This is a genomic window from Pantoea sp. C1E2, from assembly GCF_056491465.1.
Genome location: NZ_JBSZHT010000002.1, coordinates 3,210,533 through 3,224,822 on the forward strand (window position 1 = coordinate 3,210,533; position 14,290 = coordinate 3,224,822).

Here is a 14,290-nt window from a genome sequence, read left to right on the forward strand (position 1 = left end):
GGCGCCTTGTTTGACTGGAGCAGGAATCAGGATTCGCTGCTCTGCTTACGGCGTGCGGCATCGCTGTTGCGGGTCAGCCACAATGATACTGCTTTGAGCGAGTCGTCGGTGAATTCATCGCAGCGCGCAGTGATTTCTTCCGGCGTCATCCAGAACACTTCGTCCACTTCTTCTTCCTGCATGGCGAATGGGCCATGCGAAACGCAGCTAAACAATCCGCCCCAGACGCGGCAGTGCTCATCTTCGAAGTAGAATTTGCCATGTTCAGCAAACGGTACTGCAGCGATGCCCAGCTCTTCTTCCGCTTCACGGCGTGCAGATTCCAGCATGTCTTCACCACTCTGCACCACGCCACCGGCGGTCGCATCGAGCATACCCGGCATGAAGTCTTTGATTTCAGTACGACGCTGCACCAGAATTTTGCCCATACCATCATGCACCACGATGTAGGTCGCACGATGACGCAAATTCTGCGCACGCATCTGCGCACGGCTGGCCTGCGCAATGACTTCGTTCTCTTCACTAACGATATCAACCCACTCGATACCGCTATCTGCCGTTTGATCCACCATCCGTAACCCTTTTCTGTTTTCGGCGTGCCCAGCACGCGCCTGTTTGCGATGCCTTATTAGAATGAGCGGTAAGGTAAAGCGTTCTTTTCGCCTCCGCAAGGCTCTTCGTGCTTAGCGCGATTTGCCCGATTCTGACAGCCACAATTGCACTGACGCGCGTTGCCACTGAAACTCGGCGTAATGCTGCAATTTGACCGGTAACGTGTCGCCATGCAGCGCCAGACGATTGATCATCACCGCCAGATCGGTGTCGGCAATTGACCATTCGCCAAACAGATTTTGTTGCCCATCCGGCAGCAGGCGTTGAACTGCCGTAATCAATTTGCTGGCGGCCAGTTCGCCTGCCGGGGTGAGCGGCGCAAAGCGTTCGCCGGCAAACAGCACTTCCGTTGGACGTTCAGCACGCAGCGCCATCAAGTCACTGCGCAGCCACGCCTGCACTTCACGCGCATGCGCCCGCTTTTCACGGTCGCGTGGATAGAGGCGCTCAAATTCAGGGGCCGGAAAACGTTCTTCGAGGTATTCAGCAATCGCTGAAGACTCATTGAGAACCAGGTCATCGATTTCCAGCGTGGGCACGCGGCACGTCAGCGACAGCGCGCGATAGTCATCGTCGAGCTGGGCGTTTTGCGCCAGGTCCACGCGCTTCAGGGAGAAAGGAATACCCTTCTCGGTGAGTGCGACGTATACCGACATGGCATAAGGGCTGAAAAAGGATGCATCGGACCACAAAGTGATGGATGGGTAGTTCATCGGCTGCCTCAATAAGCATCAGGTGTGCTTTCTATTTACCGATTTTTAATTGCTAAGGCAATGGGGTGCTGGTCGGATCTTTGACCTTGAGTCCAGCTCAAACTTTCCCTTTTTCTTCATTAGCGTAAGCGCTGTCACGCTATCCGTGCGCTTCTCTTCTATGATCAGATTGAGCAAAAAACAAATTACAAGGAGGCTCAGCATGCACCTGCTTATTACCGGCGGCACAGGTTTAATAGGCCGCCACCTGATACCACGCCTGCTGTTGCTCGGGCATCAGGTGAACGTCGTCACCCGTGATGTCGCGGCGGCGCGTGAGAAACTGGATCCCCGCGTTTCGCTGTGGTCTGGCATCAATCAGCAAACCGATCTTGATGGTATTGATGGCGTGATTAATCTGGCGGGCGAACCGATCGCCGATAAACGCTGGACCGAACAACAGAAGCAGCGGCTGTGTGAAAGTCGCTGGCAAATCACCGAGCAGATTGTTTCGTTGATTCACGCCAGCAGCAATCCACCGCATTTTCTAATCTCCGGATCCGCGACCGGTTTTTATGGTGATACGGGTGATCTGGTATTAACGGAAGACGATCCTGGCCACGATGAGTTTACCCATGCTCTATGTGCGCGCTGGGAACAGTTGGCGCTTAACGCCCAGAGCGATCGCACCCGCGTCTGTTTGTTACGCACCGGCGTGGTGTTAGCAGAGGAAGGTGGCGCACTGGCAAAAATGAAGCTGCCGTTCAAACTCGGCGTCGGCGGCCCGATAGGCAGCGGCAAACAGTATTTGCCGTGGATTCACATCGACGATCTGGTCAATGCCATCATCTGGCTGATCGACAATAACCACCTGAGCGGACCGTTCAACATGGTTGCGCCTTATGCGGTACGCAATGAGCAGTTTGCCGCCACGTTGGGCCATGTGATGCATCGGCCTGCGTTTATGCGCACGCCCGCCAGCGCGATCAAATTGATGATGGGAGAATCTGCAGTGTTGGTGCTGGGTGGGCAACATGTGTTGCCGAAACGGCTGGAGGAATCGGGCTTTGGCTTCCGTTGGTTTGATTTACAGGAAGCGTTACAGGATGTGGCAGGATAAACAGACGGCGGCCCAGGGCCGCCGTTTTCCATTAGCTACGTTGCTCTGCCACGCGTGATTTCACTGCCTTCTCTTCACGCGTATGCCCCGGCTGCGGCACGCGAATGATAAAGGTCAGCACGCCCGCAAACACATACAGCGCGGTATAGGCCCACACCACACCCACGATATCGAAGAACGGTAACATCACTGAGGCGATGGCCGGTGCCACAAAATTACTTAGGCCTGCCGACAGGTTGTAGATCGAGACGGCTGCGCCTTTGTGATGCGGCTCCAGCGTCGGGAACACCGCCGTCATCGGCACAAACGCCGCCACAAAGATCCCCAGCATCACGGCCGGAATCAGTGCCACCCAGAAGTTGTGACCGGCATACATCGGCAGGTAGTAAAACATCAGGCTGGAGATGGCCATTCCCAAGCAACCAAACCAGCGCACCTGACGGATCCAGCCCAGTTTTTCGCCAGTGATTCCCCAGAAGATGTTGGTGAAGATGGTGACAAAGAAGAACACCGCCCAGATCTGCAGCCATTCAGAAATGGTAAAGCCGAGACGATCGACAAACAGCAACGGCATGATAATGGCAAAACCAAACAGCGACAGCGTGTTAATGATGCGAATCAGGCAGGCATAAAACACATGCTGATTGGTGAACAGGATGGTGACGGCACGCGACATCTCTGTCATTTTTTCCCGCATCGGCAGATTTACCCGCGAGCGATCCACCGGCACATTGCGCAGGCTGAAGTACGCGAGAATACCGCCACAGGCCACCCAGATGATCGCCAGCCACAGCGTGCCGGTTTCCCCCAGCATCGGGATGGTCAGACTTGGCAAATAACTGCCGACCACGCCGATGCCGACGGAGTACATCGCCCAGAACCAGCCGGTTGCTGCCGCCAGTTTCTCACGAGGCAAGACCTGAACCAGCATCATCATGAACGAGTAGATAAACAGCGGATAAGCCAGCCCACGAATGCCGTAGAACAGCACCATCAACGGGTAGTTGCGCATGCCCAGCCCCAGTGACATAAACAACGTGTGCATCACAATCCACAGCACAAAACCAATCATCATCGCACGCTGCGGCGTAATCAACTCTGCCACCACGCCGGAAGCCCACGCCGCCAGTGCCGCCGCCAAGCCGTAGAAGGTAAACACCACCGCAGATTGGGTAGGTGTAAAGCCTAAATCAGTGATATGGCGCGACAGAAACGCCATTTCAAAGCCATCACCCGCCATGAAAATCGCGATAGCGAGGAAGCCCCAGAACATCTTTTTCGGTAAGCCAAACCAGTATTCGTTCGATTGCATCACCATCACCTTCTGTTCGGTAAGCCGTTATGCAGGCAGCAAGCTGCGCACCTGTTGTTGTTGGATGTAGAGTTCGCGGAACAGACGCAGCCGCTGTTGCAGCATGGCACCGCGCGTGGCATCCGGTTGATAGCGCGCCTGCACCGACGGTTTCAGGCAGACCTCCTGCTCATTACCGCCATCGCCCAACCATGCCAGGCGTGCGGCACCCAGCGCACCGGATGCGCTGGCCGGATGGGTGACGATGGGCAGTTGCAGCACATCGGCAATCAGCTGAGCCCACAGCGTGCTGCGCGCCCCACCGCCGGTCAGGCTGCATTGCTGAATTTGATGCTGGGCATCCCCGAGCACTGCCAGACCATCCGCCAGCCCAAATGCAACGCCTTCAATCACCGCATAACCCAGCAAGGCACGCGGCGTTTCGTGGCGCAGATTGAAGAAAGAACCGGAAGCGTCTGGATCGTTGTGTGGAGTGCGCTCACCTGACAGGTAAGGCAGGAATACCGGTGCACTCCGCAGTTGTTCATCGCTCAGCTGCGCCATCTCCTCCATCAGTTGGCTTTCACTCACCGAAAGCAGGTTGCACAGCCAGCGCAAGCAGCTGGCGGCGCTCAGCATCACACTCATCTGATGCCAGCGGCCCGGCAGCGCATGGCAGAAGGCATGCACGCCGGATTGAGGATCAGCTTGCAGGCGATCGCTCACCACGAAAATCACGCCGGAGGTACCCAACGAGATAAAAGCATCACCGGGATTCACCGCGCCCACGCCCACCGCTGAAGCAGCATTGTCACCGCCGCCGCCGGAAACCGTGACCGAAGTGGATAAGCCCCATTCGCTCGCCAGTGACGGTTGCACGCGGCCACTCACCGCGCTGCCTTCCACCAGTTCAGGCATATGCGCGCGCGTCAGTCCGGTTATCGCCAGCAGTTCATCGGACCAGTCACGCTGCGCCACATCCAGCCACAGCGTGCCGGCAGCATCGGAAGGCTCGCTGACAAAGCGCCCGGTAAGACGCCAGCGCAGGTAATCTTTCGGCAGCAGAACCTTATCGATGCGGCTGAAGATCTCCGGCTCATGTTCCGCTACCCAACGCAGTTTCGGCGCGGTGAAGCCGGGCATGATCATGTTGCCGCTAATCTCCATCATCTGCGGATAGCATTTACGCAGCACATCGCACTGTGGCGCACTGCGGGTGTCGTTCCACAAGATGCACGGACGCAATACCTTGCCCTGAGCGTCCAGCAGCACAGCCCCATGCATCTGGCCGGATAAGCCAATGGCACGGATCGCGGCCCACGCATCAGGAGATTGATGACGCAATCCCGCCAGCACCTCAGTGCAGGCTTGCCACCAGCGTTCAGGATCCTGTTCTGCCCAGTGGGGATGTGGGCGCTGCACTGTGAGCGTGGCGTGCTGTGATGCCACAATCTCGCCGCACGTATTGATGATCAGCGCTTTAAGCTCTGACGTACCGATATCGATGCCGAGATACATAATTACACCGCCGCCAGTTCAGGTTGTTTAAGCCACTGCTGTAGGCTCGCGACACGGCGCGTCACCAATTCGTGAAACGCCTTATCAGTCGCCAGTTCTGCAAACAGCGCACTGTCACTGAGGAAAGCCTTCAACGGATCGACACTGGCGAATTGTTTACGCAGCGCATCAGCCTGTAGCGCGCCGTCCTGATAGGAATATGGCAGGTCGTCATTGGCCCAGCGCTGCATAAACAGGAAGAACAGCGCCGGAATCACTGCCGTTGCGGTGGGTTGCGCACCGCGCTGGTAGCACTCTTGCAGCGTTGGCGTCACCATGCCGGGAATTTTTGACAAACCATCGGCACCCACGCGCTGATTGGTGTCTTTGATGTAAGGGTTGCTAAAGCGGGCCAGCACTACGTCGCGGTAATCGGCTAAATCAAGCGGGCTGGGCGACAGGGACGGGATGACATCCTGAGTGACATAGTCGTGCGCCAGTTGATAAATCGCTGGATGACGCGTGCTGTCATCAATGTAGTTCAAGCCAATCAGCGTGCCCGCCCAGGCAATCGCGGCATGTGTCGCATTGAGGATGCGAATTTTCGCCTCTTCCCACGGCAGCACCGATTCCACCAACTCAACACCCACCTTTTCCAGCGCCGGACGACCGGCAATAAAGTCATCCTCAATCACCCACTGAATAAAAGATTCGGCCATCACCGCAGCGCCATCTTGTTTGCCGGTCGCCGCTTGCACGCGCTCTGCCACATCCGGCGTTGGGCGTGGCGTGATGCGATCGACCATGGTATTCGGTGATGTGGTGTGCGAGCGCACCCAGTCCGCCAGTGCGGTATCGCCTTTAGCAGTGAGGAAGGCGAGGAAGCCCTCACGGAATCGCTCACCGTTGTGACGCAGGTTGTCGCAGTTCAGCAGCGTGACCGGGGCGCCACCTTGTGCAACACGCTCTGTCAGAATGTGGCTAAGTGCGCCATAAATAGTGCGAATGTCGCCGCCCAAATCAGCCTTCACGTCCGCCTGGTTAAGATCCAGTGTGAATTCAGGCGTCAGGTAGTAACCTGCTTCGGTCACGGTAAAGCCAATCACACGGGTTTGCGGATTGGCTCCCTGCTCTACCAGTGCACTGATTTCACTGTCCCACGGCAAGATTTTGCGCAGCGAGGTGATGGTTTCATAATCCCGCTCGCCTTCTGGCGTCACGGTTTCCAGCACATACTCGCCATCCTGTGCCGCGAGCTGATTGAGCAGCGGCACCGCGTCATTACGAATATTGCCTAGCGCGATGCTCCAGCTTTCGTCACCCTGCTCACGCAGTTTATGCAGATACCACGCCTGATGTGCCCGATGAAAAGATCCCGCGCCGATGTGCATCCACACTGATTGATTGGTCATAATCGCCTCAATTAAACATTTGCCACAAGACAGGGCATTTGCCCGATGACGTGTAGCATAGTGCGCGCCATAGGGATCGTTCTGCGAGCCTTATCACAAATAATACTTTTGCTCTTTTTTAGGGCTTTTGCTCAGTTAGTGCTTTTCGTAAAACACGCGCTAAGATGGCGCATGAGTTTTGACGGAACAGCGTGATGAGCAGAGAAGAGAAAAAACAGGAACTGGCCGCGCGTGCCGCGTGGATGTATTACGTCGCAGGTGTGACACAGCAGGAGATTGCGCAGGCATTAGGATTATCACGCCAGGTGGCGCAGCGTCTGGTGTCCAGCGCGCGCGAAATGGGGATGGTGAGCGTGAAGATCGATCATCCTGTGACGCACTGCCTGCAACTGGCGCGTGAGGTGCAGGAGAAGTTTGGTCTGGATCTGTGCCGCGTGGTGCCATCGGCCAATCTGAACGATGACGCTATCCAGCAGATGCTGGCCGTTGAAGGCGCGGCGGTGATGTCGCAGTTTATCAATGAGGAAGCGCCGCAGGTGTTTGGTATTGGTTCCGGTAAAACTTTGCGCTCAATGATCGATGCATTGCCATGGGTGGATCGCCCGCAGCATCAGTGCGTTTCGATGATTGGCGCCATCGCGCGGGATGATTCTGGTACACGCTATGACGTGCCGTTGAAGATGGCTGAAAAGATGCAGGGTAAGTATTTCTTCATTCCTGCACCGTTGTACGCCGACACGCCACAGGATAAAGCGATGTGGGTGCAGCATCAGGTGTACCAGCGCGTCACCGATCGCGCGCTGCAGGCCGATGTGGCTTTTGTGGGTATTGGGGAAGTGATGCCAGGCTGTCCGTTGAATGCCGAGGGATTTATTACCGATGCGCAGGTCGAGGCGCTGAACGGGCGCGGCGTGGTGGGCGAAATGCTCGGCCACTTTTTCAATCAGCAAGGTGAACGCGTGTGGGGCGAAACGGATGAGCTGCTCACCAGCGTCTTACTGGAGAGCCAGACTCAACGCAAGATTATTGGTTTTTCCGGCAGCGCGCGTAAGTATCCGGCAATTCGTGCGGCGTTGCTAGGCGGCTGGATATCGGGGCTGGTAACTGATGAAGATACGGCGCTGAAACTACTGCGAGACTGACCCGCGCGCGCATCAATACCTCAACGTACCCGTGCAGTTAACGGCCAGGTGCGCAACAATACTTCAACACGCCCATGCGGTATCGGGCATGATGCGCATCAATACCTCAACGCGCCCATGAAGTATCAGCCAGGTGCACAGCAATACCTCAACGCGCCCATACGGTTATCGGCCAGGTGCGCATCAATGCGCCCCCTACATCAACAGGGTCGCCATTAATGGCGACCTGTTCGATTACTTCAGCGACCCCGACAGGAACTGCTGCAAGCGTGGGCTTTTCGGGTTGCCGAACAGCTCATCCGGCGTGCCCTGCTCTTCAATCTTGCCCTGATGCAGGAAAATCACGTGATTGGAGACGTGACGAGCAAACTCCATCTCATGCGTCACCACCACCATGGTTTTACCCTCTTCAGCTAGCTTCTGCATGATACGCAGCACTTCGCCAACCAGTTCCGGATCGAGCGCTGAAGTCGGCTCATCGAACAACAGCACTTCTGGTTCCATCGCCAGCGCACGGGCAATGGACACACGCTGCTGCTGACCACCCGAAAGGTGTACCGGATATTTCGCGCGCGCACGAGCGTCGATGCCGACCTTATCCAGATACTTAATCGCACGCTCACGCGCTTCGGCTTTGCTCAGCCCCAGTACCTGAATCGGTGCTTCGGTGACGTTGTCGAGCACCGTCATGTGGCTCCACAGATTGAAGTGCTGGAACACCATGGTCAGACGAGTGCGCAGTGAACGCAGCTGCTCTTTGTTGGACACTTTCAGCTGCCCATCGGTATCACGCACCAGATTGATTTGCTCGTTGTTGACCGAAATGGTGCCTTCGCTCGGTTTTTCGAGGAAGTTGATGCAGCGTAAGAAGGTACTTTTCCCGGAACCGGACGAGCCAATGATGCTGATCACATCGCCGGCGTTGGCCTGCAGTGATACGCCTTTCAGAACTTCATGTTCACCGTAACGCTTGTGCAATTCGGTAACGCTTAATTTGTTGTCAGCCATAGTGATACTCAATGCGATGAAGAAGGTTTCACGTGCGCCAGGAAGCGACGCTCCGCTTTGCGGAACAGGCTAATCAGCACGTAAGAGATGATCAAATACAGCACCGCAGCGATGCCAAACGCGGTAAACGGCTGGTAGGTCGCCGAGTTGATATCACGCGCGATTTTCAGCAGATCCGGCACCGTGGCGGTAAACGCCAATGCCGTAGAGTGCAGCATCAGAATCACTTCGTTACTGTAGGCTGGCAGCGCAGTGCGCAGCGCCGACGGCAGAATGATGCAGCGATACATCTTAAACGGCGAAAAACCGTAAGCGCGTGCCGCTTCAATTTCGCCATGCGGAACGGCGCGAATGGCCCCGGCAAAAATTTCAGTGGTGTAGGCGCAGGTATTCAGCGTAAAGGCCAGCAGCGTACAGTTGAGGCCGCTGCGGAAGAAGGCGTTCAGCAACTCCGATCCTTTCACCACTTCCAGCGTGTACATGCCAGAGTAGAACACCAGCAGTTGCACATACAGCGGCGTACCGCGGAAGATATAAGTGAACAGCCAGACAGGCGTGGAGATGTAGCGATTTGGCGATACGCGCGCAATCGCCAATAACACCGCCATACAACCACCGATTACCACGGAAAGAATCAACAACCACAACGTAATGGCGACGCCGGTAAAACGGTAACCATCGGTCCAGAGCAGCTGTTTCCAATACTCCTGAATAATATCGATCATAGCTCTGCCCTTTTCACACCCACCGTGTAGCGGCGTTCAAGCCACCACAGCACGCCGTTTGATAGCGTGGTAAACACCAGATAAATCACCCCCGCGACGATCGCGAAGTAGAACGGCTGCCAGGTACTTTTACCCGCCAGCTGCGTGGCTTTCACCACGTCTTCCAGCCCCAGCAGCGACACCAGCGCCGTGGCTTTGAGGATCACCTGCCAGTTATTACCAATGCCTGGTAACGCAAAACGCATCATCGCCGGGAACAAAATACGACGGAAAGTTTGCGAGCCAGTGAAACCGAAAGCGGTCGCCGCTTCGATTTGCCCTTTGGGTACAGCCAGGAAAGCACCACGGAAGGTTTCGGTAAAGTACGCGCCATAGATGAAGCCGAGCGTAATGATACCGGCCACCATCGGGTCGATATCGAACTGGGCGACACCCAGCGCATCGGTCACGCTGTTGAGGGCGATTTGCAGACCATAGAAGATCAGCAACATCAGAACCAGGTCAGGCACACCACGAATGAGAGTGGTGTAACCTTCAGAGATCATCACCAACAGGCGACTGCGGGAGAGTTTGGCGCCAGCGCCCATCAAACCAAGCACTAACGCCAGCACCACTGAGCTGAGTGCCAGCTCAAGGGTCACCAAGGTGCCTTTTAGGATTACTTCAGAATAGCCATACAGCATGGGTTCGATCCTGTCGTGAAGGAAAATAACAAACGCTGCCCAACTAACGGACAGTCCTGACCAGGATTTGAATCACAGGGTAGATGGCGGCAAGCGTATGAACCCCGGGAGTTTACATAAGTAAGCGCCCGGAGTGAATAGTTATGACCAACCCTGCTGCAAATCAATCATCAAGGTCAGAAAACAGGACAATTAATCGCCGTACACGTTGAAATCAAAGTACTTCTTAGCAATCTTGTCGTAGGTGCCATCTTTACGCATTTCGCTGAACGCTTTGTCGATGGCCGCTTTCAGATCGGCATCGTCTTTGCGCAAGCCCATACCGGTTCCGACACCAAAGATTTTGTCGTCTTTAACTGCTGGACCGGCAAACGCATAGTTTTTGCCAACCGGTTGTTTCAGGAAGCCTTCGCTCGCCTGCACTTCATCCTGGAAAGCCGCATCGATACGACCCGCATCCAGATCCTGATACACCAGATCCTGGTTGGCGTACGGCGTCACGGTGACACCTTTTGGACGCCAGTTATCGTTCGCGTAGGTTTCCTGAGTGGTGCCCTGCAGCAGACCGATGTTTTTACCTTTCAGCGATTCAATGGTCGGTTGCAGCGTTGAGCCTTTTTTCGCCACTAAACGCGCGTTGGCGGCGTAGAGTTTTTCAGAGAAGGCGATCTCTTCCTGACGTTTTTCGGTGATGGAGAGAGAAGAGATGATGGCGTCGATCTTCTTCGCTTTCAGCGACGGGATCAGCGCATCAAAATCACTTTCCACATAAGTACATTTGGTCTCGATACGCTTACAGATTTCGTTCGCCAGATCGATGTCAAAGCCCACTAACTGGCCTTGCGCATTCTTGGACTCAAACGGCGGGTATGTCGGATCTGTCCCAATGCGCAGCGTTTTTGGTACCGCAGCGAACACGCTCGCAGCGCTGGACATGGCCAGCATCAGGGAAAGAGCCAGAACTCGCTTTTTCATAGGTAACCCTCAAGTGAAGTGCTTATTGTTATATGGTCGTGATGTGTGTTTGCGCTGAATGATGTGCAGGTTTCATGCCAGTTATGCAAAACGGCGAAAGCGTGCTCAGGCGCACTAAATACCGCGCCTTTCAGGGGCGCAAGCACTTAGTTTGTGAGGGAAATATAACAGCGGAGTGAGGAAGAAAAAGCGACATTGTTAACTTTTGGTGCACAAGATGCACGAAGAGTGATCGGGCACGCGAAATTGCACACAGTTAGTGCAAGATTGCACCATTATGCGCCATGCCAACGGGTAAACAGGTCTTCAGGTAGCTCAATGTCGAATTGATCGATAACACGATTGACGGTTTGATCGACCAAATCCTCAATGGTTTGTGGGCGATGATAGAAGGCCGGCACGGGCGGCATAATCACGGCACCCAGCTCAGCGGCGGTGGTCATCATGCGCAAATGCCCAAGATGCAGCGGCGTCTCGCGTACGCACAGCACCAGCTTACGCTGCTCTTTCAGCACTACATCGGCGGCGCGCGTCAGCAAACTGTCGCTGTAGCTGTGCACGATGCCAGACAGGGTTTTCATCGAACACGGCAAAATCGCCATGCCCTTAGTTTTGAACGATCCGGAAGAGATGCTGGCAGCAATATCACGCACATCGTGAACCACATCGGCCAGCGCCTGCACATCTCGCAGGCTGTAATCGGTTTCCAGCGACAACGTCTGACGTGCAGCAGGACTGATCACCAAATGGGTTTCCACATCGGCCAGCGGTTGCAGCACCTGCAACAGTCGCACACCGTAGATCGCGCCACTGGCACCGGAAATTCCAATGATCAATCGTTTCATTATTAAGCCTTACTCGTTCAGATTGCGGCAATGATAGCCGCTCACTGAACAAAAATACAAAAACAAACAGGGCGAGGTTGCCCCCGCCCTGTTATCGATTTGCATTCCGAGGCCGTTAGCCTTCGTTATGCAGCTCCAGACCTTCCACTTCGTTTTGACGCTGAATCGCTTTCGCATCGTCATTACGCAGCGACTGCAAATACTCAAGGTATTGCTGATCGACATCTTTGGTAACGTATATGCCGTTGAACACCGAGCACTCAAACTGTGCGATATCCGGGTTCTCTTCACGCACGGCTTCGATCAGATCGTCAAGGTCCTGGAAAATCAGCGCATCGGCTTTGATCAGCTGGCGAATCTCTTCCACTTCACGACCGTGCGCGATCAGCTCGGTGGCACTCGGCATATCAATGCCGTACACGTTCGGGAACCGAATTTCCGGCGCCGCTGACGCCAGATACACACGCTTCGCGCCTGCTTCACGTGCCATCTCGATAATCTGCTCAGATGTGGTGCCACGTACAATCGAATCGTCCACCAGCAGCACGTTCTTACCGCGGAACTCAGCTCGGTTAGCGTTAAGCTTGCGACGAATCGCGCTGCGGCGCATATGCTGGCCAGGCATGATAAAGGTGCGGCCAACATAGCGGTTTTTCACGAAGCCCTGGCGATATGGCTTGTCGAGAATACGGGCGATTTCCAGTGCGGAATCGGTTGAGGTTTCCGGAATTGGAATCACCACGTCGATTTCCAGGTCTTCCCACTCACGTGCGATTTTTTCGCCGAGTTTGGTGCCCATGCGCACGCGAGCGCTGTAGACCGACACCTTATCGAGGAAGGAATCAGGACGCGCAAAGTAAACGTATTCGAACAGGCACGGATTGGTTTTCGGATTCTCAGCGCACTGGCGCGTTGACAGCTGGCCCTGCTCGGTGATGTACACCGCTTCGCCTGGTGCAACATCGCGAATGAACTCAAAGCCCAGCGTATCCAGCGCCACGCTTTCGGAAGCCACCATGTATTCGGTGCGTCCATCAGCAATCACGCGTTTACCCAGCACTAATGGGCGAATACCGTTCGGATCGCGGAAGGCCACCAAACCATGACCAATAATCATCGAAACCACTGCGTAAGCGCCGCGCACCTGTTGGTGCACTGCCGCCACCGCAGCAAAAATGTTGTCAGCTTCCAGCGGATCATGTTGGAAACGGTCAAGTTCCTGCGCAAAGATGTTCAGCAGGATTTCAGAATCAGAGGTGGTGTTAACGTGACGGCGGCCCACTTCGAACAGATGCTTACGCAGTTCGTGCGCATTCGTCAGGTTGCCGTTGTGCGCCAGCGTAATGCCGTACGGGGAGTTAACGTAGAAAGGCTGCGCTTCGGAGGCACTGGAGCTGCCCGCCGTTGGATAGCGAACATGGCCAATCCCGATATTACCCTGCAAACGCTGCATGTGGCGTGCTTCGAAGACATCGCTCACCAGGCCATTCGCTTTACGCAGACGGAAGCAATTAAGCGCATCGATGGTACAAATGCCGGCGGCATCTTGCCCGCGGTGCTGAAGCACCGTTAACGCGTCATAGATCGACTGGTTTACTGGCATAAAACCGGTGATACCAACAATACCGCACATGTTGTCATTTCCTCATTGGCCGCACTCCCGGTGGCGTTACCGGGGTATAAAACTGGACGTGCTTTTCAGGTAATCGAAAAACCACCTGATGATGTAACTGAACTGGGGAATAAGTTGCGACTGTTGCCAGTCCGGGCTTTTGGAAAAGCCAGTGAATGTATCGAGGAAGAAGAGCATAGCGGAAACAATCAGCACGCCACGCAACGCCCCGAAACAGACCCCCAACACCCTGTCGGTTCCCGACAAGCCGGTTTTTTCAACCAGCGAGCCGATCACATAGTTCACGATGGCACCCACAATCAGGGTGGCAACGAATAACACCGCTATCGCGATGCCGTTGCGAACCAGTTCGTCGTCAAAACCTGTAAACCAGACTGCAAGGTAGGTGTAGTAATGACTGGCGACAAAAAACGCGCATCCCCAGGTAACGAGAGATAAGGCTTCCCGGACAAACCCACGAATCAGGCTGACCAGAGCCGAAAAACCAACTACCGCAATAATGACGTAATCAATCCAGATCATGAACGCTTCCAACCCAGTGCTAAGCACCCCTGCATCCAGTTCGGGGCGCATTCTAACAGAAAAAGAAAACGTTTGCGTAGGGTTTTCCGGTTCTGTATCCATAAAAAGGGCGATGAAAAAAACTTTCCTCGCC

The 14,290-nt window shown here is 55.0% G+C and carries 14 protein-coding genes; 2 read left to right on the forward strand and 12 right to left on the reverse strand.

The features are described 5' to 3' along the window. Window positions 1–26: 26 nt before the first annotated feature. Together yfcD and yfcF are read right to left on the reverse strand one after the other, a co-directional pair. The gene (yfcD, locus tag ACXI0A_RS15340) at window positions 27–572 is read right to left on the reverse strand and encodes an NUDIX hydrolase YfcD (RefSeq protein ID WP_224931009.1); all 546 of its coding nucleotides are present in this window, start codon (window positions 570–572) and stop codon (window positions 27–29) included. A gap of 111 nt (window positions 573–683) precedes the next feature. Then, window positions 684–1,325: a glutathione transferase gene (gene yfcF, locus ACXI0A_RS15345; RefSeq protein WP_476147913.1), complete on the reverse strand. Its 642-nt coding sequence runs from the start codon at window positions 1,323–1,325 to the stop codon at window positions 684–686. 202 nt (window positions 1,326–1,527) lie between these two features. On the opposite strand from yfcF, the gene ACXI0A_RS15350 reads away from it, so the two are divergent. Beyond that, window positions 1,528–2,424 carry a TIGR01777 family oxidoreductase gene (locus ACXI0A_RS15350; RefSeq protein WP_224931005.1) on the forward strand — a complete coding sequence of 299 codons (897 nt, stop codon included), beginning with the start codon at window positions 1,528–1,530 and terminating at the stop codon, window positions 2,422–2,424. A gap of 31 nt (window positions 2,425–2,455) precedes the next feature. Here ACXI0A_RS15350 and ACXI0A_RS15355 read toward each other — a convergent pair whose 3' ends face one another. The 3 genes from ACXI0A_RS15355 to dalD are packed head-to-tail and all read right to left on the reverse strand — an operon-like array spanning window position 2,456 to window position 6,624. Beyond that, window positions 2,456–3,736 (reverse strand): RbtT/DalT/CsbX family MFS transporter, encoded by a 1,281-nt coding sequence (locus ACXI0A_RS15355; protein ID WP_476147911.1) that lies wholly within the window; start codon window positions 3,734–3,736, stop codon window positions 2,456–2,458. Window positions 3,737–3,763: 27 nt separating this feature from the next. Next, on the reverse strand, window positions 3,764–5,233 hold the full coding sequence (xylB, locus tag ACXI0A_RS15360) for a xylulokinase (protein WP_476147909.1): 1,470 nt from the start codon (window positions 5,231–5,233) through the stop codon (window positions 3,764–3,766). Window positions 5,234–5,235: 2 nt separating this feature from the next. Further along, window positions 5,236–6,624, reverse strand: a complete 1,389-nt coding sequence (gene dalD / locus ACXI0A_RS15365; protein WP_476147907.1) for a D-arabinitol 4-dehydrogenase — start codon at window positions 6,622–6,624, stop codon at window positions 5,236–5,238. A 194-nt stretch (window positions 6,625–6,818) separates the two neighbouring features. Between dalD and ACXI0A_RS15370 the strand changes: the two genes are divergently transcribed. Continuing rightward, on the forward strand, window positions 6,819–7,766 hold the full coding sequence (locus ACXI0A_RS15370) for a sugar-binding domain-containing protein (protein WP_476147906.1): 948 nt from the start codon (window positions 6,819–6,821) through the stop codon (window positions 7,764–7,766). Between the two features lie 234 nt (window positions 7,767–8,000). On the opposite strand, the gene hisP is transcribed toward ACXI0A_RS15370, so the two are convergent. The 7 genes from hisP to cvpA form a co-directional block, all read right to left on the reverse strand. Then, entirely contained in the window at window positions 8,001–8,774 is a 774-nt protein-coding gene (gene hisP, locus ACXI0A_RS15375; RefSeq protein WP_476147904.1) for a histidine ABC transporter ATP-binding protein HisP, read from the reverse strand. Window positions 8,775–8,782: 8 nt separating this feature from the next. Next, complete coding sequence (locus tag ACXI0A_RS15380; RefSeq protein ID WP_476147903.1) at window positions 8,783–9,499, reverse strand: histidine ABC transporter permease HisM; 717 nt, start codon at window positions 9,497–9,499, stop codon at window positions 8,783–8,785. Then, entirely contained in the window at window positions 9,496–10,182 is a 687-nt protein-coding gene (locus ACXI0A_RS15385; RefSeq protein WP_200569159.1) for a histidine ABC transporter permease HisQ, read from the reverse strand. Before ACXI0A_RS15385 ends, ACXI0A_RS15380 begins: the two co-directional genes overlap by 4 nt. 192 nt (window positions 10,183–10,374) lie before the next feature. After that, window positions 10,375–11,157 carry a lysine/arginine/ornithine ABC transporter substrate-binding protein ArgT gene (gene argT / locus ACXI0A_RS15390; RefSeq protein WP_224930987.1) on the reverse strand — a complete coding sequence of 261 codons (783 nt, stop codon included), beginning with the start codon at window positions 11,155–11,157 and terminating at the stop codon, window positions 10,375–10,377. Between the two features lie 275 nt (window positions 11,158–11,432). Further along, window positions 11,433–12,002 carry a UbiX family flavin prenyltransferase gene (locus ACXI0A_RS15395; protein ID WP_476147901.1) on the reverse strand — a complete coding sequence of 190 codons (570 nt, stop codon included), beginning with the start codon at window positions 12,000–12,002 and terminating at the stop codon, window positions 11,433–11,435. Window positions 12,003–12,117: 115 nt separating this feature from the next. Continuing rightward, window positions 12,118–13,635: an amidophosphoribosyltransferase gene (gene purF / locus ACXI0A_RS15400; protein ID WP_224930984.1), complete on the reverse strand. Its 1,518-nt coding sequence runs from the start codon at window positions 13,633–13,635 to the stop codon at window positions 12,118–12,120. Between the two features lie 36 nt (window positions 13,636–13,671). After that, entirely contained in the window at window positions 13,672–14,157 is a 486-nt protein-coding gene (gene cvpA, locus ACXI0A_RS15405) for a colicin V production protein (protein ID WP_034825265.1), read from the reverse strand. Between the last annotated feature and the right edge of the window lie 133 nt (window positions 14,158–14,290).